The organism is Nonomuraea sp. NPDC050643, from assembly GCF_040654715.1.
Taxonomy (GTDB): domain Bacteria; phylum Actinomycetota; class Actinomycetes; order Streptosporangiales; family Streptosporangiaceae; genus Nonomuraea.
Window position 1 is genome coordinate 71,183 of the sequence record NZ_JBFAIM010000045.1, and the last position, 24,233, is coordinate 95,415.

The following is a 24,233-nucleotide window of genomic DNA, read 5'->3' on the forward strand; positions in this document are numbered from 1 at the left end:
GAAGAACATTGTGCCGAAGATATCTTTCACTGGGCTGTCGTGCGTCTGTCGTGTGTCATCGCCCCCGGATCCGACGTGCTCCCCGCTGTGTGGAGCACGTCACCGCCGATCCGTTCGATCCGCCGGCCCTGACCGCGCAGCCGCCGCGGACTGCCGAGCGCTCCACCATGGAACTGCCGTCCGGAGCGTGGGAAGGGTTGCTTGGGACGGCCACGGGCCAACGCGGTGCGGTGCGCCTCCCGGCACCCCCGGCGGCGAGAGCCGTTGATCAGGCGATCGCCCGGTGGCCCGGCCGGTGGCCGGGCGCCACAAGATCGTTGATCCACCCATGTGCGAGGCTTTGCCCGCTGGTTGGTGGCACAATGTGAACACTGCGACCTACAGTGTCTTTGACCAAGTGCACGCGTGTTCTTGACCAAATGTTCCGTCGATCTGTCATGGGCTCCGTTGGCCTGTGACGCCTCGGTCAACGCTGGGCCCAGTAACTTTTGGTGACTCCCCGCAGCTTATGGAAGGTTGATGATGGCCGACGAACCCGGTCGTACGGACAAAATCCGGTCGCACGTGCCGCACACGGCGCGGATCTGGAATTACTGGCTGGGTGGCAAGGACAATTTCGCCGCGGACCGGGAGGTCGGTGACCGGGTCCGGAAGATCTTTCCGGTGGTGATCGAGCTGGCCCGGGCCGACCGGCTGTTCTTGGGGCGGGCTGTGCGATACGTGGCCGCTGAGGAGGGGGTGCGGCAGTTCCTCGACATCGGCACGGGGCTGCCGAGCCAGGACAACACCCACGAGGTCGCGCAGCGGGTGGCCCCCGAGTCGCGGATCGTGTACGTCGACAACGACCCGCTGGTGCTCGTGCACGCACGAGCCCTGCTGACCAGTTCCGCGGAAGGCGCCACCGACTACATCGAGGCTGATCTGCGCGACCCCGACACCATCCTTCAGTCGGCGGCCAAGACGCTCGACTTCTCCCAGCCGGTGGCGATCATGCTGCTGGGCATCATGCACTTCATCAGCGACGATGACGAACTGCAGCGCATCATCGACCGATTGCTGGCCGCCGTGCCGTCCGGGAGCTACATGGTGGTGGCCAACACCACCACAGCGGTCAACGGTGAGGCCACCGCCGAGGCGGTACGCGTATGGAACCTGGACGCCCAACCGAAACTGAAGCTGCGGACTCCCGAGCGGATCGCCGCGTTCTTCGACGGACACGAGGTGGTGGAGCCGGGGTGGGTCTCGTGCTCACGCTGGCGGGCGGAGCCGGAGTACGACGGCAGTCTGCCTGTCGAGGTCGACCAGTGGTGTGGGATCGTCCGCAAACGCTAGATGATCGCTTCCAGGGTGTGGGCTTGAACCTCACGTAGCGAGAGGTTCAAGCGTTGCTGTCGTGATCGGGAAAGACGCCGCCAGCCGCCGACGGAGCATTGGCGAGCGGGCGGACCGCCTCGAGCCACCGCCGCTATACCGCGGAGGACATGCGGCGGCTGTACCGCGTGCGGGCGCTACGTGCGCTCGGGATCCCGCTGGAGGAGATCAAGGGTGTGCTCGCGGCCTCGTCGGAGGACGTGGCGGGGATGCGCGGTCTGCTGGTGGCGCAATTGGGCCGGCTCACCGTGCAGGCGGAGACGATTCAGCAGCTCATCCAGCAGGTCGGCGGACTGCTGCAGCGGCTGGAGGCAGGGTCGATGCCCGATCCGCACCAGTTCATGACGACCTTGGAGATGATCTCTGTGCTGGAGAGCCATTTCACCGACGAGCAGCGCGTACAGATGGCCCAGGGCCTGGCGGCGGCGGCCCGGAGGCGGTCGAGGAGGCCAAGACCCGCTGGGCCGGGCTGGTCGGGCAACTGCTGGGCCATGTGCGGGACGACACCCCGGTCGACGACCCGCAGGTGCAGGACCTCCCGAGCAGGCGAACCGATCCGATCGTGCCCTGTTGCGGCGACGGTTCCGACTCCGGGTGTGCTGCTTCTTGACCGACGGCGGCGGGGCGTTGCGGAGGTGTCATGGCCGGGTAACGGTTGGAGAACAGCGGGTTACCGCGCGGTGCGCAGGCCGGGCAGCATGGAGGCTGTGGCACTATCCCGGGGGGCTTTGCGTGAGCGCCGGGCCTCCCTTGTGAACCAGGCCGTGCACCAGTTGCGGTCCTGGCCTGCTCTGGTGTTCGTTCCCACTACGGCGGGGGCCGTTTTCACCAGCGGCGGTCATGAGATCGTCCGGCTGCCAGACTCCGGCAGCGCGCACCTGCACCTGACCGTCCCCGTGATCGACCGCTTGCGTGCCGTCCTGTGCGCCTGTACGCATCTGGGGATGGGTGAGGAGCGAGGGTGGGTGGCCGTCCCGGTGGAGACCTCGGTCGATCTCGACCTGCTCCTCGCGCTGGTCAGCGTGGCGATCAAAGCGAACGAGTGACCTTCAGGCGATCTGGCCCATCGCGTATTGGTGCTGGAGCCGTAGTACGCCTCCGGCGTGCCCGAGCGGAGATCGCTTGCGTGGCTGTCGCGACGGAGTGTCGAATGGGGTCGGTACGCGGGAGAGACGTCGGCGCACCCCTTGGAGGGGCAATGAGGCCGTTGGCCATCGCCTTGGTCGTGGTTCTGGTGGCCGCGGGCTGTTCGACGCCGAGACGGGACAAGATCACGGTCGCGTGCGGCGCGAGCGAGCGATGGTGCGCGATGATGGTCAAGAGGTTCGCCGATTCCACCGGTGTGGAGGCCGACTTCGTCCGGCTGTCGAGTGGGGAGGCGCTGGAGCGGATCAAGGCGGCCAGGGCGCGGCAGGAGTTCGATGTCTGGCATGGCGGTGAGGCCGCCTCCTACGTGGCCGCCAAGGGGCAGGGATTACTAGAGACGTACAAATCCGAAAAATCCGGCGAAATCCAGCAGGGGTGGGCTGATCGGGAGAACGCCTGGAGCGGGATCTACGTCAGCGTGCTGGCGTTCTGCAACAACACCAAAGAGCTGGCCAAACGAGGCATGCAGCCGATCCGCTCCTGGCGGGAGTTGCTGGACGAGCGGTTGCGCGGCGGCGTCGCCATCGCCCATCCGGCCACCTCCGGAACCGCCTACGCCGGACTGTGGACGCAAATGGAGCTCAGCGGCCGCGATCAGGACGCCGCGCTCGGCTACATGAGCAGGCTTCACCCGAACGTGCTGAGATACAACGCGGCCGGCGGCGCGGCGGCCTTGCAGGTGGCCAAGGCGGAGGCGGCGGTCGGCGTCGTCTTCTCCCATGACTGCGTCGCCGCCCAGGAGCAGGGTTATCCGAACCTGCAGGTGACCTTTCCGCAGGAAGGCACCGGATACGAGCTCGGTGGCCTGGCGGTGCTGGCTGGGGCCCACAACCCCGGCAGCGCACGCAAGTACGTCGACTGGGCGCTGAGCGGCGCGTCCCAGCGGCTCGGACCGCTGGTGAAGTTCTATGCCCTGCCCACCAACACCAAGGTGCCGGCGCACTCCAAGGCGGTCGACCTGGCGACGGTCAAGCTGGTCTCCTACGATGTGGAGGTCGCTGGGCGTGCCAAGCAGGCGCTCGTCGACAGGTTCGGAGCGGAGATCGCCGGGCCGCCCGCCTAGGAGCACCCCTCGAACTGCGGAACCGAGATCACCGACAGGTCGATGCCCGACCTGCCGAACCACTTGTCCAGCAACATGTGCGCCGTGCCGTCCTGGTACATCTGGGTGATGGCCCGGTTGAGCTCCTCGCAGCCGTCGACGTCGCCCTTGCGGACGCCGATCGATGTGCGCTGCTCGTTGAAGGTCGCGCCGACCAGGTGCAGGTCGACGCCCGGCTTGGTGAGCAGCCCCGCCAGGATCTGGCTGTTGGTGGAGATGGCGTCGATCCTGCCGTCCTCGATCATCTCCAGGCAGACGTTGTAGTCGGGTGCGGAGACGGGGATCGCCTTGACCCGGCGCTCGTCGACGATCCGCTGGGCGATGTTCGTGCCGCGCACCCAGCAGATCTTGCGGTCCTCCAGATCGCGAACGTCGCGGATGACGCCCTTGTCGGCCGGCCGTACCGCGATGTCCTGGAAGTCGACGTGGTACGGCCCGGCGAAGTCGATCACCTTCTTCCGCTCCGGGGTGACCGACATGTGGGCGAAGACCAGGTCGGCACGCCCGTCCGTCAGCACGGTGAGCTGGTCGCCGGCCTTGATCTCCAGCCAGCGGATCCGCTTGCCCAGTCGGGAGATGAGATCCTCTGCCACGTCGATGTTGAAGCCGTCGTAGGCTCCGTACCGCCCCTTGAAACTGATGAGCGGGACGTCGGAGCGGATGGCGACGGTCACTTCGTCCTTGTCCACGAGGGATTCCGGCCGTGTGGCGCCGCAGGCGGTGAGCAGCAGGAACAGGCAGATCAGCAGTCTTCTCACCGGTACTCCCTGAGCCGTGGCCAGATGCCGATCAGGATGAGCAGGGCACCGGCGGCCAGCCCGGCGGGCACCGATCGCCACAGTGCTTCCAGGGCTCTGTCGCCGTTGTCGACGGCGCGCTCGAAGTCGGACTCGTGCCGCCGTATCAGCCCCTCCAGCACCTTGTCGTAGCCCTCGTAGGCCTGGGTGAGCTCCCCGTCCCAGAACTTGATCGCCGCTTCGCCCGACAAGGTCCGCATCCGCGCGTCCGCCTGCTGGAACTTCTGGTAGGCGGCGAAGAGCCGTTCCCGGTCCTGGCCCGTCGATGTGCCGAGCAGGCCCTGGAAGTTCGCCCGCAGCTTGCTCTGGTAGTCGGGCAGGCTGGTGGACTCGACGGCCGCGATCGTCCGGGACTTGTCCAGGAAGGTGTGTTCGTAGGTGTCCTTGCGGAAGCGGTCGAGCAGGTAGCGGCTCTGGTCTCCGTGCATGCTCCTGCTGATCGCCCGCGCTCTGGTCAGGGTGAGCACCGAGTCGAAGCCGTCGCGCTTGGCCTCCTCCAGTGCCTGGCCCTGCCGGTTGAGCAGGGCCGTACCGGTCACCAGGCCGGCCGCGGTGAGCACGGTGGCGACCACCAGGGCCGGCGCGAAGACCCGGCGGAACCTGCGGGTCAGATAGACCTGCAGGTTCAGCAGGCAGACCAGCGCGAGCAGCCCGGTGACGATGATGGCTGAGCGGGCCAGCGAGGTGGCCGAGCGCTCGGCCTCGTGCGCGCGCCTGACGATCGTCCCGGTTTCCAGCGTCAGGTTGTAGGCCTGGGGGAGCAGTTCGCGGTGCATGAGGTCGGTGGCCTTCTGATAGGCCTGGACCACGTGGTCGGGCGGTTGTCCCGCGGTGTGCTCGGACTGCATGTCCAGCAGCCGGGCCTGGGCCGCCAGCCGTTCGTAGCGGCCCAGCCCCTCGATCAGCGACTCGACCGTACGTTGCTCGGCGGGGTTGTCCAGGGCCAGCCGGTAGGCCTTGAGCAGGCTCTCGGAGATCTCCAGCCGTCGCTGATCATAGCTGGTCAGGTCGGCCTGCTGCTGCGGGCCGTACTCCCTGCCCAGCAGCAGGGTCTCGGCCACCAGCGCGTCCATTTCCGACATCTGCCGATACAGGCCGGTAGTGGCGAGCACCTGCGGCCCCGCGTCATGCCCGATCGTCCGCAGGCCGGAGCCCGTACTCGCCGCGCCGGCCAGGATCGCGGCCAGCAGCAGCGTCAGGGTCAGCAGGGACAGTCCGGCCAGCGTGCGCAGCCGCCCGGAGACCGACTCTCCGCGCAGGACCGGAGGCATCGCCGTCACCGTCATGGGCTGCTCCCGCGGGAGACGCCGGGATCGTTGGCGTACACCGCGCCTCCCGAGATCAGCTCGTGCTGGGAAATCGAGCATGGCTGCGAAGGCGGCAAATCCGCAAGAGGCAGACGGCTCCGCGAAGACCACGCCCGCAAGGTCGTCGATTTCGAGCGCGGCCCGGCCTGGCAGGGATCACTCGACACCGCGCCGATGACGGGCCGGAGCCGTTCACCTGGGCCCCCGGCTTTGTTACCGAGCAATTTCTTTTGGGCTGAGCCCTTGACCTGGACCCCGGGAGGGGGGAGTTTGGTCGGCATCGGATTTACGAGTCATTTACGAACCTGGTTCGTAAAGGGGTGTCGTGTGGCGATTGTGATCGGAGTGGTGACCCACTCGACGCACGGGGAGTTGTTCCGGGAGGCCGCGAACACGCTCGGTGGGGTCGACCTGGAGTGGGTCAGCTACGACCATGAGGACGAGATCCACGCCAAGGTCGCCGAGTTCCTGAGCACGACCCGGCTCGACGGTTTCCTGGCCGGCCCGGTCCCGTACACGGCCAGCCGCGCGCTCCTCCCACCCGGCCTCCCGGTCGGCGTGATCCGCTCGTCGGCGCTCGACCTGACCCTCGCGCTCTACCGCGCCCAGGAGCGTGGCTGGGGTCGCACCCCGGTCAGCATCGACACCTTTCCCGCCGAGGCGGTCGACGCGGTCGCCGCCGCGCTCGAACTCGACGCCGACGCCATCGACTGCCTGCCGTACGCCCCCACGCAGTCCGTGGAGGACATCGTCGAGTTCCACCGTTCCGCCTACCACCGGTTCGGCGACCGCAGCTACGTGATCAGCGTCCGCGCCGCCGTCCGCGAGCGACTGTCCGGCGAGATCCCGATCATGAGCGGCATGCCGGTGCCGGCGACGATCCGGACCGAGCTGCACGAGCTCGCGCTCCGGATCGAGTCCGAGCGGGCCAGCGCACAACGCTTCGCCGCCGGAGTCTTCCTGATCTCGCATTCGCAGGACGAGGAACGCGCCCGGATCGGCCTGATGAATCTGCTGCTCAACACCCCCGAGTTCGCCGGCGCGTGGATCGAGGACCGCGGCCGGCGCGGTGTCGTCGTCTTCGCCCACAAGGCCCTGTTCGAGCGCATCACCCGCAACTGGGTCGCCGTACCCGCGCTCGCCGAGGCGGCCGCGGCGCTCGGTGCGCAGGTCTCGGCCGGGTTCGGCGTCGGCGCGTCCGCCCGTAACTGTGTGGCCCTGGCCGAACAGGCGGCCGCCCGGGCCGAGCGGGAGAGCGAGCCGTGCGGCTACCTGATCGAGGACAGCGGCGTGATCATCGGCCCGATGGGGCCGGTCCGGGCGGCGCTCAGCTACTCGTACCGCGAGCACGGCGACGACGTCGAACAGCTCGCGAAGTCCGTCGGCCTCAGCGCCGCGACCGTCTCCCGCCTGGCGGCACTGGACCACGAGCTGGAAGGTCGCGCGATCTCGCCCGGTGAGCTCGCCGGCCATCTCGGCATCACGGATCAGAGCGGCCGCCGGCTGATCCGCACACTCGACGCTGGGGGCCTGGTGAGCGTCGAAGGCACTGCTCAGCACCATCCGAAAGGACGCCCGACGCGTCTGTACCGGCTACGCATTGCCCAAGCGTTACTGCGCCCATCGCGTTGAAGGGACGACCATGGAGCTCAACCGCCGCCAGATCCTGAAGTACGCCGGCCTCGGGCTGGCCCTGCCCGCCGCATCGCCCCTGCTGTCCGCCTGCTCCAACGACAAGTCCGCAGGCGCCGGCGACGGCAGCGTGAAGTTCGAGGGCTGGGACTACGAGGCCGCGCTCGTCCAGCAGAACCTCGACAACTTCACCAAGACCAGCAACATCAAGGTCAACTACACCCCGATCACGAGTGCCCAGTACGTGCAGAAGGTCGTCGCCGAGTTCACCGGTGGCGGCGGCCCCGACGCCCTCTATGTCTACGACGACTCCCTCGCGGGCTGGGTCGAGGGGGACTACCTGCAGCCGCTCGACGGCATGCCGGGCGTCGACGAGGTGTACGGCGCGATCTACCCGGGCAACGCGGCCGCGATGACCTATCAGGGCAAGCGCTACGGCCTGCCGTACTACACCGACTCCAACTGCCTGACCTACAACGCCGACATCCTGGCCAAGGCCGGGATCACGAAACCCCCTGCCAGTCTGGAGGAACTGGAGGCGCAGGCAGTCAAGATCAAGAGCGCCGGCCTCCTGGAGTACCCGATCGGCGTACCGGCGCAACTGTCCGACACCTGGTGGTCCTGGGTGTGGGCGCTGGTCTTCGGCAGCGGCGGCAACATGTTCGACGACCAGCAGACGCCGATCATGAACACCACCGACTCCGTGGTGAAGGACGTCTTCGCCTGGCTGCAGCAGGCGGCGACCAAGTCGAAGGTGATCGACCCGGCCTGCCTGCAACTGCTGGCGGTCCCGATCGACAACGCGATGAAGGCGAACCGGTACGCGTACACGATCGGCGCGCGGTACGCGAGCCGCGACTACAACGACGCGACCAAGTCCAAGGCCGCGGGCAAGATCCGGATGGCGCTGGTACCGAGCCTCGATGGTCAGGTGCACGGGACGGTCAGCAACACCCGGCTCTATGCGCTGGCCAAGGACACCGAGGTGAAGGACAACGCGTTCAAGCTGCTCACCTACCTGGGCGGACTCGACGCGAACAAGAAGCCGTACACCGCGAAGTTCTGGTTCCTGCAGCGTGGTCTCGGGTTCGCCTACAAGTCGATGGCGACCGATCCGGAGATCGTCGCGTCGCTGAAGAAGTTCGCCGACCCCGCCATCTACGCCCACCTGGGCGAGATCGCCAAGCCGCGCAACGTGCTCGGTGTGCCGTGGTACACCGAGTTCGAGATCGAGATGCACAAGGTCGTGCAGGGGGTGCTGAGCAACCAGACGCAGCCGTCCGCGGCGGTGGCGAGCTTGGCGCAGTCCGTCGACACGCTGAAGAAGAAGTACAGCTGAGGATGGCCGTCCTCGCCGAACGCCGGCCGCTGGGCGACACCGCCAAGGCCTGGGCGCTGAACGCGCCGGCCATGATCGTGATCGCCCTGCTGGTCGCCTACCCGATCGCGTACTCGTTCTGGGTCAGCCTGCAACGGAACAACCTGAAGCGCCCGCGGGCGAACAAGTTCATCGGCTTCGACAACTACCAGGCCCTGCTCAGCGATCAGGCCTTCCTGTCCGCGCTGAAGGTGTCGGCCCTGTTCGTCCTCGTGGTGCTCGGGCTGACCGTCGTGCTCGCGCTGATCCTGGCGCTGGTGCTGAACGAGCAGTTCCGCGGCCGCGGTCTGCTGCTCAGCCTGGCTCTGCTGCCTTGGGCCATGCCGGGGGTGGTGAACGGCCTGATGTGGCGGACCATCTTCGACGCGAAGACCGGAGCCCTGAACGGCCTGCTGACGCAGCTCGGACTGATCGACGGCTATCACGCCTGGCTGACGTCCGGGACCGGCGCGTTCCTGTTCACCGCCCTGGCCCAGGTGTGGAACACGCTCCCGTTCTCGGTCATCATCCTGCTCGCCGGACTGTCGACCATCCCCTCCGAGTTGTACGACGCCGCCACCGTCGACCGAGCGGGCGCGGTGCAGCGGTTCGTCCAGGTGACGGTGCCGTGGTTGCTGCACCCACTGCTGATCGTGCTGATTCTCGAGACGATGAACGCGTTCCGCGCCTTCGACACCATCTACGTGCTGACCGGTGGCGGACCGGGTGACGCGACCACCACCATCGCCCTGCTCGACGTGCAGACCGTCCTGACCTTCACCGACTTCGGCCTGGGCAGCGCCTACGCCTGGGTGATCACCGCGATCACCCTCCTGATCTCGGTGGGCTATATCGGCCTGCTCTACCGGAAGGGGAACTTCGAGGTATGAGCACCGTGGTGAAGGTCCCCCTGCGCTACCGCATCCCCTGGAAGAAGATCGTCCTGTACGTGCTGGCGGTCGCGTTCGCGCTGTATCTGGTGTTGCCGTTCTACTGGATCGTCGCGATGAGCTTCATGCGCGAGGTGGATGCGATCGCCGTTCCGCCGCACTGGATTCCGAGCCACCCGACGTTGGAGAACTATCTCGGTTTCATCCATCCGAGTGAGGCCCAGCAACTCGTCGGCGGCCGGGCGATCGACGAGACGCCGTACTCCTTGCGGAACAGCCTGATCGTCGCCACCTCGACGGCGGTCCTGAATCTCGTGCTGGCCACGTTCGCGGCGTACTCGTTCTCGCGGCTGAAGTTCCGTGGCAGTCAGGTGCTGCTGGTGCTCTACCTGCTCACCCGGATGGTGCCGGGGATCGCGATCATCATCCCGTTCTACCTGCTGATGCGGACGCTCGGGCTGCTGGACACCTACCTGGCGCTGATCCTGTCGTACACGACGTTCGCGCTGCCGATCACGATCTGGATCCTGAAGGACTTCTTCCGCTCGGTGCCGCGCGAGCTCGAGGAGGCGGCCCGGGTGGATCGGTGCGGCTGGTTCCGGACCATGTGGTCGGTGTTCCTGCCGGTCGCGGCGCCGGGGCTGGTCGCGGCCGCGGTGTTCGCGTTCATGACCGCGTGGAACGAGTTCATGTTCGCGTTGTTCCTGACCAGTACGAAGGCGGCGAAGACGATCCCGGTGGTGGCGGCGAACTTCGCCACCGACTTCAACACCCAGTTCACCGTGATGGCCGCGGCCGGCGTGCTCGCGGTCGTCCCACCTCTGGTGCTGGCCCTGCTCTTCCAGCGCAAGCTGGTCCAGGGCATGGCCGCCGGATCCGTGAAGGGCTGACAGATGGCAGAGGTTCGACTCGAAGGCATCACCAAGTCGTTCGGCGGCAAGACCGTGGTGAACGACCTGAATCTGACCATCGAGGATCGGGAGTTCCTCACCCTGGTCGGCCCGTCCGGTTGCGGAAAGTCGACGACCCTGCGGATGATCTGCGGCCTGGAACGGGCCTCCGAGGGCAACATCTTCTTCGACGGCAAGCCGGTCAGTTGGCTGCCGGCCAACAAGCGCGACGTCGCGATGGTGTTCCAGAGCTACGCGCTCTATCCGCACAAGACGGTCCGGCAGAACATCGGGTTCGCGCTGAAGATGATGCGGGTGCCCAAGGCGACGATCGCCGAGCAGGTGCTGCAGGCGGCCCGGACGCTGGACATCGAGGACCTGCTGGATCGCAAGCCGCGCGAGCTGTCCGGTGGCCAGCGGCAACGGGTCGCGCTCGGTCGCGCGATCGTGCGGGATGCCGGCGCGTACCTGCTCGACGAGCCGTTGTCCAACCTGGACGCGCAGCTCCGGGTGCTGATGCGCGCGGAGATCAAGCGGCTGCACGTCGATGTCGCCCGGACGTTCATCTACGTCACCCACGACCAGGTCGAGGCGATGACGATGTCGGACCGGATCGCGGTGATGCGCGACGGCGTGATCCAGCAGTGCGCGACGCCGGAGGAGATCTACGAACGTCCGGCGAACCGTTTCGTCGCGTCGTTCATGGGCTCGCCGCCGATGAACTTCGTCACCGGTGAGCTGGCCGACGTCGACGGCGTCCGGACCTTCCGCAGCGGCGCGTTGAGCCAGGAGCTGGGCCGGTACGACGTTTCGCCGGACGACCCGGCCGTCGTCCTGGGCGTCCGGCCGGAGGACATCACGTTGTCGCCGACCCCGGTCCCGGGCTACCAGCCCGGGAAGGTGTTCGTGTCCGAGCCGCTCGGCCCGGACGTGCTCGTCACGGTCCGGATCGACGGCGAGCTGCTGAAGGCCCGCGTGCCAGTGCCGTTCCGGCTGGGTCACGACAGCACGGTGTACGTCGGCTTCGACCAGAACCGCCTGCATTTGTTCAAGGCCTCCGACGGCACCGCGCTGCACGCACCGCATCGGGCCTAGGCACCGCCCCGCAAGCCCCCTATCGAGAGGACCGCTTTTGAGAAACCCCGAGAATGCGATCGTCGAGGTCGAGCTGCCGGACGACTTCGACGAGTTCTGGGCGGCCGGCCTGGCGGACTGCGCGTCGTACCCGCTGGACCCGGTGCTCACCGAGATGCCGTCGCTGTCCACGGACAAGGTGATCGTCTACGATCTGCGTTACACCAGCTACGGCGGTTTGCGGGTCGCAGGCTGGTACACCGTCCCGCGCGATCGGCCGGCCCCGGACCAGGCTCGGTATCCGGCGTTGGTGACGATCCCCGGTTACATCTCCGAGCCGACGATCCCGAAGGAATGGTCCGAGCTCGGGTACGCCGCGCTCGCGGTGGCGCCGCGCGGCAAGCTGCGGTCGAACGGCGTGTTCAACCCGGGCTACCCGGGATTGCTGACGCACAACATCGTCGACCGCAACACGTACGGGTATCGCGGGTTCTACCTCGACGTGGTGCGGGCGGTCGAGGTGCTGCTCGATCGTCCGGAAGTCGACGATCTGCGGATCGGACTGCAGGGGTCGAGTCAGGGCGGCGGCCTCGGGATCTCGACAGCCGCGCTCATGCCGGAGGTGATCCGGTGCGTTGCGGCGGGAGCGCCGTACCTGTGCGGGATCATGACCGCGCCGACACTGACCCGGTCGTACCCGTACGAGGAGATCAATGAGTACCTGCGGCTGCACCCGAAGGACGTCGACCGGGTGCGGGAGACGGTCGCGTACTACGACGGGCTCAACTTCGCGCCGAAGGTGCGGGCGCCGACGCTGCTGTACATCGGGCTCGAGGACGACGTGTGCCCGCCGGAGACCGGGTTCGCGCTGCGGCGGGTGCTGACCTGTGAGACCACCCTGCACGCCTACCCGCACTGCGCGCACCACGCCGGGCTGCCGGGTGTGATGCGGATCGTGGAGGACTTCCTTGCCGGACACCTCACCCCGGGACGGTGAACCGATGAACTTCGACAGCTACTGGTCCGCCGTCGACGAAGAGCTGGCCGCGATTCCCGCTCGGCCCGTGCTCGATCTGGTGCCGGCGCGGACGACGGACGAGGCGACCAGCTACACCGTGCGGCTCACCAGCACCGGGCCGTACCGCGTCTTCGGTCATCTCAGCATCCCGGCCGGTGACGGGCCGTTCCCCGCGCTCCTGCAGACGCCGCGTCACGGGAGCGTCAACGACATGCCGCACCCGAACGATCGGAGCCGGTACGTCGTGTTCGGCCTGATGCACCGTGGTCAGCGACTGGCCGACGAAGGGTTCTCGGCGGCGTACCCGGGATTGCTGACGATGGGCATCGACGACCCGGCGTCGTACGTCTATCGCGGGATCGCAGCGGACTGCCTGCGGGCCGCGGAGTTCCTGATGAGCCTGGACGAGGTCGATCCGGCGCGGGTGGCCGTGCGTGGAGACGACCTGGCGCTGCTGACGGCTGCCCGGCGGCCGGGGTTCAGCGCGGTCCGGCTCTCGGGGTTGCTGTTCTACCGGGCGGCAGAGGCACGGCTGAAGTCGAGCCACTATCCGCTCGAAGAGCTCAACGATCACCTCCGTGCCGGCTCGTCGGCGCAGGTCGTCGACAACACTCTTGCCTACTTCGATCCGGTCCGGCATGCGTCCGCGGTGACCGCCCGGACGTTGCTCGCCGTCGACGATCCCGACTGGTGCGCCGCGCTGATCGAGGCCTTGCCCGCCGCGAGCGTCTACAAGCTGACCCACCTCGACGGCACCGACAACGACTTCCTGGATGCCTGGCTGGCCGAGCTCGCCGGCGTACCACCGATGTCGAAGTTCCTCGTATGACCAATCCGTTCGGGGTCCGGCCGGTCATCAACGCCTCCGCGACACTCACCGCACTGGGCGGCTCGCTGATGCCGCCCTCAGTGCTGAAGGCGATGACGGAGGGCGCGGCCCACTTCGTCGACCTGCCCGAACTCCACGACCGCGTCGGTGAGCGGCTGGCCGTGCTCACCCGCAACGAGGCGGCCTGCGTGACGTCTGGTGCCGCGGCGGCGATCACCCTCACGGTCGCGTCATGTGCCGGTGAGCCCGCGCAGGCGTTCCCGGCCGATGCCGAGGTCGTCATGTTCGCCGGCCAGCGCAACGGCTACGACTACGCGGCCCGCCTGACCGGCGCCCGCATCGTGGAGGTCGGTCCGTCGGCCGAGGAGCTTCGAGCCGCCCTGGTACGACGCCCCGCCTGCGTACTGTGGTTCGCCGGCGCCCACTACGCGGCGGATGCTTTGCCGATCGAGGACGTGATCCGGGTCGCCCGGGAGCTCGCCTCGGCCGGCCCGGCCCCCGCCGGTCGACCGGCCGTGCCGGTGATCGTGGATGCGGCGGCCCAGATCCCACCCGTCTCCTCGCTGTGGCGATTCACCACGGAGCTCGGTGCGGATGCCGTGATCTTCAGCGGTGGGAAAGGGTTGCGCGGACCGCAGTCGAGCGGGCTGGTGCTGGGGAGGCGATGGATCGTCGACGGGTGCCGGGCGCATGCGTCGCCGAATCAGCAGATCGGGCGCGGGATGAAGGTCGGGAAGGAAGAGCTGCTCGGGCTGTACGCCGCGGTCGAGTGGACCCTGGAGCAGGACGAGAAGGCACTGCTCGCGAGCTATGAGCAGATTGTCGAGCGGTGGATCGCCGGCCTGCGCGGAGTGCCGGGTGTCGTCGCCGAGCGCGGGTACCCGAGTGAGGCGGGCCAGCCGCACGGGCGCGCGGTTGTCCGACTGTTGACGACCAGCGGCTGGACCCGGGACGGGTTGGCGCAGGCCTTGTGGGACGGGGACCCGCGGATCGCGGTCGGCGTGTCCGGCGTACCCGACGACGCGATCGCGCTGAACCCGCAGACGCTCGCGCCGGGGGAGGACCTGATGGTTCTCGACGCACTGGTCCGTCACCTGAGTCACGGCAGCACACCATACCCCCACGGGGAACCCATGTGATCACCTTCGGGCACGAGGAGACTCCCTTCTGCCGCTCGATACGGTCGGCCGGAAATGCCGCTCGTGCCGGCGTGAACCGTACCGAATCGTCGAGCCGGCGACCGCCGGTGTGGCGGTCCTGGAGGGGATTGCGATATTCATGATCACGCCCCAAGATGGGGGGCCAGCCGACACCTCCTGGAGGAGCGACATGCTGACCGTGATCGGCGCGGGGTTCCCGCGCACCGGTACGAGTTCGATGAAGGCGGCACTGGAACGGCTGGGATTCGGGCCCTGCCACCACATGTTCGACGTCGGGTCCGACTCCGACCGCGCCCGGCGGTGGGCGCCTCTGGCCAGCCATGACACGGTCCCGGAGTGGGAGCATGTGTTCGAGGGATTCCGTTCCGCTGTGGACTGGCCGGCTTCGTTCTTCTGGCGCGAGCTGGCGGCCAGGTACCCGGAGGCCAAGGTGGTCCTCACGGTACGCGACCCGTACGCCTGGTTCGCGAGCATGAGGACGCTCATCACCAGCGGCCCGCCACGCTTACAGGCCGGGAAACTGGCGCCGGAGGCGGCCGGCCTGATGGAGAACATGAAGACCACCCGTCCGCTGCTCGAGCGCATGATACGGGAGGGGCTGGGCAGCGACCGGCCCTTCGGCGAGGTCCCCGACGAGAAGGAGACCATCGTGGCGTTCGAGCAGCACACGGCCATGGTGAAGGAGAGCCTGCCGCCTGAGCGGCTGCTGGTGTTCGACGTGCGGGAAGGGTGGGAGCCGCTCTGCCGTTTCCTGGAGGTGGATGTCCCTGCCGGTGAGCCGTTCCCGCACCTCAACGACAGCAAGATGATGCAGCAGTCGATCGACAGGCTGATGGACGGGGAGAACATCGGACTTCCCTTCCACCCCGCGGGCTGAGCACCGGTTCAGCCGGCCCCGCCGAGGCGCGGGCGCTGAACCAGCGTCCGCCGTCTCGCTCGAAAACCCGGTTTGATGCTGTGAGATGGGGTTGTGCCGCGTGGTCAGCGCACCGGCCGGCGAGTCGGCCCGCCTGGGTCATCGGATCACGGCCGACGCACGCGCCCCCGGTTCGATCCTGACGGCCGGGGGTGCGTGCGTTTCACCGGGTCACGCGTAGAGGAAGTAGTAGCCGTACCGGCCCTCCCATACGCATGAGTAGTCGTCCCACCAGTGCTGGTTGATGCCGTAGGTTCCGATCCGCTCGCACTCCGATCGATCTCTGAAGACGCCGGCCAGTCTGTCGGCGTGCGCCGGGGTGGCGCCGATCGTCAGCGACACTGCGAGGACCATGACGGCCGAGACGAGAACAGCGCGTGCCTTTCGCATTCATCCTCCTGCGGCTGTGGAGATCATGACGCTGGACAGTAGCACTCAACACGCACCACGAAAATTGTCAGGGCCGAATCGGTCGCGGAAGGAGCTCAAACTTTCATCGGCGTTATCGCGAACACTTGCAAATTTAACCAACTTTACCGCCGGTAATTCCGTCGTCACTTCTTGAGGTCGCTTTTTCTGGCTGCCTGTGCATGCCATGGATGATCTGAGCCTGTCGTCGCTCTAACTGCCTATAAAGTACGTTTTATGCCTCTTTTCCTGGTCGGTTAGCGTGATGCGGTGAAACCTTTGACCATCATTACTCGCGTGACATATCGTCTCCCCGTCCATATCGATGTGAGCCACGGCACTCGAGCGGGACGTTCGTTCTCGCACGCGCCTCGGCCGGCGCGCTGATCGCGGCTGCCCCCGGCACCGCAGGAGACCACGGACGGCCACCGGGGAAGCGGCGATCATCCGACTGACCGGAGTCACACCATGCAAGCTCGAACCCGCACGGCCATGCTCATCGGCGTGGTGATGACCGTGCTGGCCGCCATCGGTGTGCCGGCATCCTTCGCGCCGCCGGCCCACGCCATGCAGGCGATCACCGACATCGCTTACGCGCCCGCACAACCGGCCGGTAGCAGGGGGCATCTCCTGGACCTCTACCAGCCGTCCACCGGCACCACGCCCCGGCCGCTGCTGATCTGGCACAAGGGCTCGGCGTGGACGAGTGACAACGGCAAGGCCGGCACGGACGCGATCGCGGCCATCTTCAACCCGCTGGGCTTCGCCGTGGCCGGCGTCAGCGTCCGGTCCAGCGCCCAGGCCATCTTCCCGGCCCAGGTGCACGACATCAAGGCGGCCATCCGCTGGCTGCGCGCGAACGCCGCCACGTACAACCTCGATCCCGCTCGTTTCGCGATCATGGGCGACTCCTCGGGCGGCTGGCTGACGGAGATGGCGACCCTGTCCGGCGGCGTGGCGGCGCTGGAGGGCACCGTCGGCACGACCGGCGTCTCCAGCGCCGTGCAGGTGGGGCTCGCCCTCTTCAGCCCGACCGACTTCCTGCAGATGAACGCGCAGAACCTGCCGACCGGCGGGCTGGACCACAACTCTCCCGCCTCCCCGGAATCCCTCCTGGTCGGCTGCCCGATCCAGACGTGCCCGGCCACGGTGGCCCAGGCCAATCCGATGACGTACGTCGACGCCAACGACCCGCCGCTGATGTTCCTGCACGGCCAGGCCGACTTCCTGGTGCCGCACGGGCAGAGCGTCCTGCTCTACGACAGGATCAAGGCTCAGTGCGGTGACGCCACGTTCGTCTCGGTGCCCGCCGCGGACCACATGATGGTCCAGATCATGGACCCCGCCCACTACGGCCTGCAGACCGTCCGCACCACCACCGACTGCGGCGAGACCGTCAGCACCGGCACACTGGACCCCACCTGGGCCAACTTCGCGACCTTCCTGCGCGGCGGGCTCAAGATGGGCACGTCCTGCGAGGTCGCCTATGCCACCGGCGTCTGGGACGGCGCCTTCAACGGCAGCGTGACCATCAGGAACACCGGCACGACCCCCGTCGACGGCTGGAGCGTGACCTGGGCCTGGTCGGGCAACCAGCAGATCACGACCGCCTGGAACGCCACGGTGGTCCAGACCGGCACCCAGGTGACCGCCCGCGACGCCACCCACAACCGTTACATCGGCCCCGGCTCCAGCCAGAGCTTCGGCTTCTCGGCGACCGCCACCGGGTCGAACGCCTCACCGGCCGAGTTCAAGCTCAACAACACCGTCTGCACCAGAGTGCCCGCCTGAGCCGGCGTGCGCCGGGCCTGAGCCGAATGGCGAGGCCCGGTGCCGTTCTTCCGTCGTCCGAGTTGCATTCGGAAATACCGTGACGTGGCGCGGAAGGGCACATTCCCAGAATTAAACACGTTCCGTTTTGCTGTGATCACGGAATGTCGCTGACCATGATCTTGCCTTATTCGATGAGCCGACCCTATCCTTGCCTCTGGCGGCGCGCCGGTCTATTTCCCGGTTCTTTCTTCGACCGGCCGGAGTGCGCATATTCCGAGACCCAAGCAAATCGGATAAGCCGCCTTCCTTTGCCCCGGGGGCCGTTGTCCGGATCGTCGATGAGTTAGGGGACGTATGCGTACACCCAATATGTTCGTCAGGAGCCTCGGCGTCTATGTGCCTGACAGTGTGAGTGCCGAGCAGGCGGTTCGTGAGGGCTGGTACCCGGAGGGGGAGGCCGAGAAGTTCCAGCAGATCGGCGCGGCGGTGGCCGGCGACAAGCCCGCGCCCGAGATGGCGCGGCTCGCGGTCCTCGACGCGTACGACCGCTGGGGTGAGTCCTCCCCTCGCGATCTCGACCTGCTGCTCTACCCGTCGGTCTGGCACCAGGGCCCGAACGGCTGGCAGCCCCAGCACTACCTGCAGATGCACCTTCTCGGCGGGAACGTGCCGGCGTTCGAGATCCGGAGCGGCTGCGTGGGGATGATCAGCTCGCTCGAGCTGGCGGCGAGCTACCTGCGGGCCGAGGCGGACAGGGAGACGGCCATGATCGTCTCCTCGGACAACCACGGCACCCCGCTGGTGGACCGCTGGCGGATGACCCCCGGGGCGCTCATCGGCGACGCCGCGGCCGCGCTCATCCTCGGCAAGGAGTACGGCATGGCCGAGCTCCTGTCGGTGAACGCGACGGTGATCCCGCAAGCCGACGCGGTCAACGACGGCGCCTACCCCCTGTTCCCCCCGGACGCCACCATCGGCAGGGGGCTGAGCTTCGGCGACCGGCACGAGGAGTTCCGCCAGCGGCTGCTCGCGGCGCAGGGGACCGGGATCCACCTGACGATCCAGAAGACGATGATGCAGCAGGTCGAGAAGACCCTGGACGAGGCCGGGATCGGCCTTGCCGACATCACGCGGGTGGCGTTCCCGCACGGCCGCCGCGAGGACCTGGACGGGCAGATGTCCTGGCTGGGCATCGACGAGGACCAGACGACCTGGGACTACGGGAGGCGCGTCGGCCACTGCGGCGCGGTGGACCAGTTCATCGCCTTCGAGCATCTGATCGCGACCGGCGGCCTCGTGGCCGGCGATCACCTGCTCATGGTCGGGTTCGGCTCCGGGACGTCGGTGGCCGCGGCGGCGTTCAGGATCCTGTCCACCTCTCCCGCCACCAGAGGAGCACGCGCATGACCGAGCTCACGCAGAGCCTCATCACGCGAAAGCTGGTCGACTTCATCCAGGACAACCTCGTCCTGGACGGTGACGACATCAAGGTCGAGGAGACGACCCCGCTCCTCGTGTCGGGGCTCCTGGACTCCTTACGGACGGCGCGGCTGCTGAACTTCCTGCGCAGGGACATCGGTGTCCCGATCCCCGCCGCGAAGCTCGACCCCGAGAACTTCAGAGACGTCGTGACCATCGTGGCGATGGTCCAAGAACTCGAATCCGCTTAGCCGGGCGAGGGCGAAGTCATGCAATATACGGACACGTACGTCAGCGGGGTGGGAGTCTTCCTCCCCCGGACCGTCGTCAGCGTCGAGAAGGCCGTCGCCAAAGGCTGGTACCCGGCCGAAGAGGCCGAGCTGCACAACCTGGCCGGGACGGCGGTGGCCGGTGACGTACCGGCTCCGGAGATGGCCCTGCACGCGGCGCGGAGCGCCATCAAGCGCAGCGGGCGGGCGCCGGCCGACCTGGACCTCCTCCTGTACGCGTCGACCTGGCACCAGGGGCCGGACGGCTGGCCCCCGCACTCCTACCTGCAGCACCATCTCGTCGGCGGCGACGTCCTGGCCACCGAGATCCGGCAGGGCTGCAACGGGATGTTCATCGCCCTGGAGCTCGCGGCCGGCTACCTGCACGCCGCTCCCGGCAGGCAGGCCGCCCTGCTGGTCGCCTCCGACAACTACGGCACGCCGCTGATGGACCGGTGGGGGATGGGCCCCGGCTACATCGGCGGGGACGCCTCCGCCGCGCTCGTGCTCGCCAAGGAGGCGGGTTTCGCGCGCCTGACGTCGGTCTGCACGACCACGGTGGCCGAGGCCGAGGAACTGCACCGGGGCAGCGAACCCCTGTTCCCTCCGGGTGTCACGGTCGGGCGCCGGATGAGCTTCGCGGCCCGGAGCGAGCAGTTCCGGCAGCAGGTCATGCCCAAGGGCGAGGCCACCGCGGCGCTGTTCAACATCCAGCGGGCGCTCATCGAGGTCGTCGAGCGCGCGCTGGACGAGAGCGGGATCGAGGCCGGCGATCTCACCCGGGTGGCGTTCATGAACTACTCCGAAGAGATCGTCGAACAGCGGTGCATGGCCCTGCTCGACCTGCCCATGTCCCGCTCGACCTGGGACTACGGCCGCACCATCGGCCACTGCGGCGCCAGTGACCAGGTCCTTTCCCTCGACCACCTGCTCCTGACCGGGCAGTTGGGCCCCGGCGACCACCTGCTGATGCTCGGCACCGGGCCGGGAGTGACCGTCTCCAGCGCCGTGATCAAGATCATCGACACTCCTCAATGGGCCTGACAGCGAAGGGATACGTCCGCAATGGTCAACAGTCCACGCGGAGACCAGGTGGAACCGGTGGCGGTGGTCGGGATCGGATGCCGCCTGCCCGGCGACGTCCGCTCACCGGATGAGTTCTGGGACCTGTTGTGCAGCGGCCGGAACACGACCCGGCCGCTGCCCGCCGAGCGCTGGCGCCGGTATGAGAACCGGAGCCCCGAGTACGCCGCCGCGCTGCGCGACGCCGTGCGCCACGGCAGCTTCCTGAGCGACGTCGAGGGCTTCGACGCCGAGTTCTTCGGCCTGTCGCCCCGCGAGGCCGAGCTGATGGACCCGCAGCAGCGGATCCTGATGGAGACCGCGTGGGAGGCGCTGGAGCACGCCGGCCTGCCGCCGCACGAGCTGGCCGGCACCGACGCCGGGGTGTTCGTCGGAGTCTGCACGGCCGACTACGGCAGCCGGCTGCTGGAGGACCTGCCCCAGATCGAGGCGTGGACCGGGATCGGCGCCGCGACGTGCGCCGTCGCCAACCGCATCTCCTACTCCCTGGATCTGCGCGGCCCCAGCATGGCGATCGACACCGCCTGCTCGGCGTCGCTGGTCGCGCTGCACCTGGCCGCGCAGAGCCTGCGGCTCGGCGAGAGCGACGTCGCCCTCGCCGGCGGCGTCAACCTGCTGCTCACCCCGGGCCAGACCCTCACGCTCGGCACCGCGGGAGCCCTGGCCCCCGACGGGCGCTCCAAGTCCTTCGACGCGTCGGCCGACGGCTACGGACGCGGCGAGGGCTGCGGCGTGGTCGTGCTCAAGCGACTGACCGACGCGCGGCGCGACGGTGACCGGATCCTCGCGCTCGTCATCGGCAGCGCCGTGAACCAGGACGGGCACACCAACGGCATCATGGCGCCGTGCGGGGAGGCCCAGGAACACGTGATGGCCCGGGCCTGCCGGCAGGCGGGCGTCGCGCCGTCCACCGTGGACTACGTCGAGGCGCACGGTACCGGGACCCGGCTCGGCGACCCGCTCGAGGCGGGGGCGCTCGCTTCCGTGTACGGTACACGGCGGCCTCCCGGCGACCCGTGCCTCATCGGCTCGGTCAAGTCCAACATCGGCCACCTCGAAGGCGCCGCCGGCATCGCCGGCGTCATCAAGGCCGTACTCGCCCTCCACCGCGGCGAGATCCCCGCGAGCGTACTGACCACCCTGAACCCGGCCATCCCCTGGGAGGCGTCCGGCCTCCACGTGGTGACCGAACGCTCGGCCTGGCCGGAGCGTGACCACCCCAGCCGGGCGGGCGTCTCCAGCTTCGGGTACGGCGGCACGGTCGCGCACATCGTCCTCGAACAGGCCCCTCCGGCTCCTTCGGTGGCTCCCGCCGAGGGGGCGGGGGAGCGGCTGTTCCCGCTGACGGCCGCGTCGGAGCGGGCCCTGCGGCAGTACGCGGGCAGGCTCGCCGACCACCTCGGAGAGGGGCTCGACCTGGCGTCGGCAGGGCACACGCTGGCGCTGCGGCGCACCCATCTGGCCCGCCGCGCCGTCGTCATCGGGGCGGGCAGGGACGAGCTGGCGGGTCATCTGCGCAGGCTCGCCGAGGACGTGCCGAGCGAGGCCGTCCTCACCGGGGACGTCCTGCCCGAGCCCGGTCCCGGACCGGTCTGGGTCTTCTCCGGTCAGGGCTGCCAGTGGCGCGGGATGGGGCAGGACCTGCTCGCCGTGCCCGAGTTCGCGTCCCTGGTCGACGAGGTGGAGCCGATCTTCGCCGAGGAGATCGGCTTCTCGCCCCGGCAGGTCCTGGCCGACGGCGATCTCGACACGATCGACCGCGTGCAGACCATGATCTTCGTGATGCAACTGGGCCTGGCCAGGCTGTGGAACGCGTACGGGGTCGCCCCGAAGGCCGTCATCGGTCACTCCGTCGGCGAGATCGCGGCGGCGGTGACGGCCGGCGCGATGACCGTCGCCGACGGCGCCCGCCTGATCTGCCGCCGCTCCCGGCTGCTGCGCCAGGCCGAGGGCAAGGGGGCCATGGTGATGGTCGGCCTGTCCTTCGAGGAGGCGGCGCAGAGACTCGCCGGCCGTACCGACCTGGTGGCCGCGATCTCGTCGGCGCCCGGCTCCACCGTGCTGTCCGGCGACGTGGCCGCGGTCGACGCGGTGGTGGACGAATGGCCGGCCGAGGGCATCGTGGTGCGGCGGGTGGCCTCGGACGTCGCCTTCCACAGCCCCCACATGGAGTCGCTGGCCGTCGAGCTGGCCGCGGTCACCGCCGATCTGGCGTTCGGCGCGCCCCGCATCCCCATGTACACGACCGCGCTGGCGGACCCCCGGTCCACGTCCGTCCTGGACAGCGCGTACTGGGCGGCCAACCTCCGGGAGCCCGTGCGGCTGACCGCGGCGACAACGGCCGCGGCGCAGGACGGCCACCGTGTGTTCCTGGAGATCTCCCCCCACCCCGTGGTCGCGCACTCCGTCACCGAGACGCTCTCGGAGAACGGGTTCGAGGACGTGTTCGTCGGCACGTCACTGCGCCGGAACCAGCCGGAGTGCTCGGCCTTCCTCATCGCGGTGGGTACGGCGTACTGTCACGGCGTCGAGGTGGACTGGAGCCGGTTGCAGCCGGCCGGTGGGCCGGCCGATCTGCCGCCGTACGCCTGGCAGCACCGCCGCCACTGGCGCGAGTCCTACGGCGAGGACGGCAATCCGGGGCACGACGTGCACTCCCACACCCTGCTCGGAGCCGTGGGCGGCCTCGCGGGCAGCCGGACCCGGGTGTGGCGGACCAGCCTGGAGGACGCCAACCGGCCCTACCCGGGCAGCCATACCCTCAACGGGGTCGAGATCGTGCCCGCCGCCGTGCTGGTCAACACGTTCCTGCACGCGGCCGAGGACGAGGACGTCACGCTCACCGGCGTGGAGATGACGCATCCGCTGATGACCGCGGAACGCAGGCAGATCCAGGTCGTGCACGAGCCGCCGGCGCTACGGCTCGCGGCCCGTACGCCGGCCGGCCCCGACGAGCCCGAACCCGCCTGGCTGGTGCACGCCACCGCGGACGTGGCCGCCCCGGGGCAGGTCAAACCCGACATGCTGCCGGATGCCGGCGCTCTCACGACGATCGACCCCGGGTTCGTGCGCGAACGGCTGGCCGCCGTCGGCGTGCCCTCGACGGGTTTCGAGTGGACGATCGAGACGCTGCTGGGCGGCGACGGCGTGCTGCGGGCCACGGTCCGCACCGGCGAAGCGGGGAGCTGGACGCCGGCGCTGGACGCGGCGATGTCCGTGGCGCCCTGCGTGTTCCCCGGCGATCCGGTGCTGCGCATGGTCGTCCGCATCGACGAGGTGGTGCTGACCGGCGCGCCACCCTCGACGGTGATCGTCCACGCGGCCGTCGACCCGGCCGCCGACGACACCGTCCGGGTGCTCCTGGCCGACGTGGACGGCCGGGTGGCGGGACACCTCGCGGGACTCCGTTATCCGGTGATCGACGCGCCCGCCCCGGCCGAGGAGGATCTCGGGGGGCCCGCGGAGTCGTTCGCCGGCCTGGCGCCCGAGGACCTGCGCGAGCGCGTCCTGCCCCAGATCAGCGCGGAGATCGCGGTCGTGATGAGGCTGGCCCCTGAGGACCTGGCGACCAGGCGTCCCCTGGTCGAGCAGGGGCTGGACTCGGTGATGACCGTCATGGTCCGGCGGCGGCTGGAAAAGCGCTTCGGCTGCCGTCTCCCCGCGACCCTGCTGTGGCAGCAGCCCACCATCTCCGCGATCGCGAACCACCTGGTGGAGCTGCTCGTGGCCGCCAGACCGGCCGCGGAGACCGTTCCCGAGGACATGCCCGCGATCGGGGGCTGACGCCGTCGC

The 24,233-nt window shown here is 68.6% G+C and carries 20 protein-coding genes; 17 read left to right on the plus strand and 3 right to left on the minus strand.

Features of this window, described 5'->3' with window-relative positions:
• The first annotated feature begins 522 nt into the window (after window positions 1-522).
• The 3 genes from AB0I15_RS42780 (at window position 523) to AB0I15_RS42790 (ending at window position 3,580) form a co-directional block, all read left to right on the plus strand.
• The gene (locus AB0I15_RS42780; protein WP_358109598.1) at window positions 523-1,332 is read left to right on the plus strand and encodes an SAM-dependent methyltransferase; all 810 of its coding nucleotides are present in this window, start codon (window positions 523-525) and stop codon (window positions 1,330-1,332) included.
• Between the two features lie 98 nt (window positions 1,333-1,430).
• Window positions 1,431-2,417 (plus strand): luciferase family protein, encoded by a 987-nt coding sequence (locus AB0I15_RS42785; RefSeq protein WP_358109493.1) that lies wholly within the window; start codon window positions 1,431-1,433, stop codon window positions 2,415-2,417.
• A gap of 152 nt (window positions 2,418-2,569) precedes the next feature.
• Window positions 2,570-3,580 (plus strand): ABC transporter substrate-binding protein, encoded by a 1,011-nt coding sequence (locus AB0I15_RS42790; RefSeq protein ID WP_358109496.1) that lies wholly within the window; start codon window positions 2,570-2,572, stop codon window positions 3,578-3,580.
• Here AB0I15_RS42790 and AB0I15_RS42795 read toward each other — a convergent pair.
• Both AB0I15_RS42795 and AB0I15_RS42800 read right to left on the minus strand, forming a co-directional pair.
• A complete protein-coding gene (locus tag AB0I15_RS42795; RefSeq protein WP_358109499.1) occupies window positions 3,577-4,377 on the minus strand; it encodes a transporter substrate-binding domain-containing protein in 801 nt (266 codons plus the stop codon). The two genes, AB0I15_RS42790 and AB0I15_RS42795, sit on opposite strands and share 4 nt — an antisense overlap.
• Window positions 4,374-5,702: a hypothetical protein gene (locus AB0I15_RS42800; RefSeq protein ID WP_358109502.1), complete on the minus strand. Its 1,329-nt coding sequence runs from the start codon at window positions 5,700-5,702 to the stop codon at window positions 4,374-4,376. Before AB0I15_RS42800 ends, AB0I15_RS42795 begins: the two co-directional genes overlap by 4 nt.
• A gap of 348 nt (window positions 5,703-6,050) precedes the next feature.
• Between AB0I15_RS42800 and AB0I15_RS42805 the strand changes: the two genes are divergently transcribed.
• The 9 genes from AB0I15_RS42805 to AB0I15_RS42845 all read left to right on the plus strand — a co-directional run bounded on the left by AB0I15_RS42805 (window position 6,051) and on the right by AB0I15_RS42845 (window position 15,450).
• Window positions 6,051-7,355 (plus strand): hypothetical protein, encoded by a 1,305-nt coding sequence (locus AB0I15_RS42805; protein WP_358109505.1) that lies wholly within the window; start codon window positions 6,051-6,053, stop codon window positions 7,353-7,355.
• Between the two features lie 10 nt (window positions 7,356-7,365).
• Window positions 7,366-8,694, plus strand: a complete 1,329-nt coding sequence (locus AB0I15_RS42810) for an extracellular solute-binding protein (RefSeq protein WP_358109508.1) — start codon at window positions 7,366-7,368, stop codon at window positions 8,692-8,694.
• Window positions 8,695-8,696: 2 nt separating this feature from the next.
• Window positions 8,697-9,602 (plus strand): sugar ABC transporter permease, encoded by a 906-nt coding sequence (locus AB0I15_RS42815; protein ID WP_358109511.1) that lies wholly within the window; start codon window positions 8,697-8,699, stop codon window positions 9,600-9,602.
• On the plus strand, window positions 9,599-10,492 hold the full coding sequence (locus AB0I15_RS42820) for a carbohydrate ABC transporter permease (protein ID WP_358109514.1): 894 nt from the start codon (window positions 9,599-9,601) through the stop codon (window positions 10,490-10,492). The genes AB0I15_RS42815 and AB0I15_RS42820 overlap by 4 nt, the downstream gene beginning before the upstream one ends.
• A 3-nt stretch (window positions 10,493-10,495) precedes the next feature.
• Window positions 10,496-11,587 carry an ABC transporter ATP-binding protein gene (locus tag AB0I15_RS42825; protein WP_358109517.1) on the plus strand — a complete coding sequence of 364 codons (1,092 nt, stop codon included), beginning with the start codon at window positions 10,496-10,498 and terminating at the stop codon, window positions 11,585-11,587.
• Window positions 11,588-11,624: 37 nt separating this feature from the next.
• Window positions 11,625-12,563 carry an acetylxylan esterase gene (locus AB0I15_RS42830; protein ID WP_358109520.1) on the plus strand — a complete coding sequence of 313 codons (939 nt, stop codon included), beginning with the start codon at window positions 11,625-11,627 and terminating at the stop codon, window positions 12,561-12,563.
• A 4-nt stretch (window positions 12,564-12,567) separates the two neighbouring features.
• Window positions 12,568-13,413 carry an acetylxylan esterase gene (locus AB0I15_RS42835; protein WP_358109523.1) on the plus strand — a complete coding sequence of 282 codons (846 nt, stop codon included), beginning with the start codon at window positions 12,568-12,570 and terminating at the stop codon, window positions 13,411-13,413.
• On the plus strand, window positions 13,410-14,552 hold the full coding sequence (locus AB0I15_RS42840; RefSeq protein WP_358109526.1) for a hypothetical protein: 1,143 nt from the start codon (window positions 13,410-13,412) through the stop codon (window positions 14,550-14,552). Before AB0I15_RS42835 ends, AB0I15_RS42840 begins: the two co-directional genes overlap by 4 nt.
• Before the next feature lie 190 nt (window positions 14,553-14,742).
• The gene (locus AB0I15_RS42845) at window positions 14,743-15,450 is read left to right on the plus strand and encodes a sulfotransferase family protein (RefSeq protein WP_358109529.1); all 708 of its coding nucleotides are present in this window, start codon (window positions 14,743-14,745) and stop codon (window positions 15,448-15,450) included.
• 210 nt (window positions 15,451-15,660) lie between these two features.
• On the opposite strand, the gene AB0I15_RS42850 is transcribed toward AB0I15_RS42845, so the two are convergent.
• Window positions 15,661-15,879 carry a hypothetical protein gene (locus AB0I15_RS42850; protein WP_358109532.1) on the minus strand — a complete coding sequence of 73 codons (219 nt, stop codon included), beginning with the start codon at window positions 15,877-15,879 and terminating at the stop codon, window positions 15,661-15,663.
• Between the two features lie 486 nt (window positions 15,880-16,365).
• Between AB0I15_RS42850 and AB0I15_RS42855 the strand changes: the two genes are divergently transcribed.
• The 5 genes from AB0I15_RS42855 to AB0I15_RS42875 all read left to right on the plus strand — a co-directional run bounded on the left by AB0I15_RS42855 (window position 16,366) and on the right by AB0I15_RS42875 (window position 24,224).
• Window positions 16,366-17,688 carry a cellulose binding domain-containing protein gene (locus AB0I15_RS42855; RefSeq protein WP_358109534.1) on the plus strand — a complete coding sequence of 441 codons (1,323 nt, stop codon included), beginning with the start codon at window positions 16,366-16,368 and terminating at the stop codon, window positions 17,686-17,688.
• 336 nt (window positions 17,689-18,024) lie between these two features.
• On the plus strand, window positions 18,025-19,077 hold the full coding sequence (locus tag AB0I15_RS42860) for a ketoacyl-ACP synthase III family protein (protein ID WP_358109537.1): 1,053 nt from the start codon (window positions 18,025-18,027) through the stop codon (window positions 19,075-19,077).
• Window positions 19,074-19,340 (plus strand): acyl carrier protein, encoded by a 267-nt coding sequence (locus AB0I15_RS42865; RefSeq protein ID WP_358109540.1) that lies wholly within the window; start codon window positions 19,074-19,076, stop codon window positions 19,338-19,340. Before AB0I15_RS42860 ends, AB0I15_RS42865 begins: the two co-directional genes overlap by 4 nt.
• A gap of 18 nt (window positions 19,341-19,358) precedes the next feature.
• Window positions 19,359-20,402: a ketoacyl-ACP synthase III family protein gene (locus AB0I15_RS42870; RefSeq protein WP_358109543.1), complete on the plus strand. Its 1,044-nt coding sequence runs from the start codon at window positions 19,359-19,361 to the stop codon at window positions 20,400-20,402.
• Between the two features lie 48 nt (window positions 20,403-20,450).
• Window positions 20,451-24,224 (plus strand): beta-ketoacyl synthase N-terminal-like domain-containing protein, encoded by a 3,774-nt coding sequence (locus AB0I15_RS42875; protein WP_358109545.1) that lies wholly within the window; start codon window positions 20,451-20,453, stop codon window positions 24,222-24,224.
• Window positions 24,225-24,233 lie beyond the last annotated feature (9 nt).

What these genes read in the sequence shown, in the direction of transcription:
- AB0I15_RS42780 (WP_358109598.1), top strand. Translation starts at nt 523, where the DNA reads ATGGCCGACGAACCCGGTCGTACGGACAAAATCCGGTCGCACGTGCCG.
- AB0I15_RS42790 (WP_358109496.1), top strand. Translation starts at nt 2,570, where the DNA reads ATGAGGCCGTTGGCCATCGCCTTGGTCGTGGTTCTGGTGGCCGCGGGC.
- AB0I15_RS42800 (WP_358109502.1), bottom strand. Translation starts at nt 5,702, where the DNA reads ATGACGGTGACGGCGATGCCTCCGGTCCTGCGCGGAGAGTCGGTCTCC.
- AB0I15_RS42810 (WP_358109508.1), top strand. Translation starts at nt 7,366, where the DNA reads ATGGAGCTCAACCGCCGCCAGATCCTGAAGTACGCCGGCCTCGGGCTG.
- AB0I15_RS42815 (WP_358109511.1), top strand. Translation starts at nt 8,697, where the DNA reads ATGGCCGTCCTCGCCGAACGCCGGCCGCTGGGCGACACCGCCAAGGCC.
- AB0I15_RS42820 (WP_358109514.1), top strand. Translation starts at nt 9,599, where the DNA reads ATGAGCACCGTGGTGAAGGTCCCCCTGCGCTACCGCATCCCCTGGAAG.
- AB0I15_RS42825 (WP_358109517.1), top strand. Translation starts at nt 10,496, where the DNA reads ATGGCAGAGGTTCGACTCGAAGGCATCACCAAGTCGTTCGGCGGCAAG.
- AB0I15_RS42835 (WP_358109523.1), top strand. Translation starts at nt 12,568, where the DNA reads ATGAACTTCGACAGCTACTGGTCCGCCGTCGACGAAGAGCTGGCCGCG.
- AB0I15_RS42840 (WP_358109526.1), top strand. Translation starts at nt 13,410, where the DNA reads ATGACCAATCCGTTCGGGGTCCGGCCGGTCATCAACGCCTCCGCGACA.
- AB0I15_RS42845 (WP_358109529.1), top strand. Translation starts at nt 14,743, where the DNA reads ATGCTGACCGTGATCGGCGCGGGGTTCCCGCGCACCGGTACGAGTTCG.
- AB0I15_RS42850 (WP_358109532.1), bottom strand. Translation starts at nt 15,879, where the DNA reads ATGCGAAAGGCACGCGCTGTTCTCGTCTCGGCCGTCATGGTCCTCGCA.
- AB0I15_RS42855 (WP_358109534.1), top strand. Translation starts at nt 16,366, where the DNA reads ATGCAAGCTCGAACCCGCACGGCCATGCTCATCGGCGTGGTGATGACC.
- AB0I15_RS42860 (WP_358109537.1), top strand. Translation starts at nt 18,025, where the DNA reads ATGCGTACACCCAATATGTTCGTCAGGAGCCTCGGCGTCTATGTGCCT.
- AB0I15_RS42865 (WP_358109540.1), top strand. Translation starts at nt 19,074, where the DNA reads ATGACCGAGCTCACGCAGAGCCTCATCACGCGAAAGCTGGTCGACTTC.
- AB0I15_RS42870 (WP_358109543.1), top strand. Translation starts at nt 19,359, where the DNA reads ATGCAATATACGGACACGTACGTCAGCGGGGTGGGAGTCTTCCTCCCC.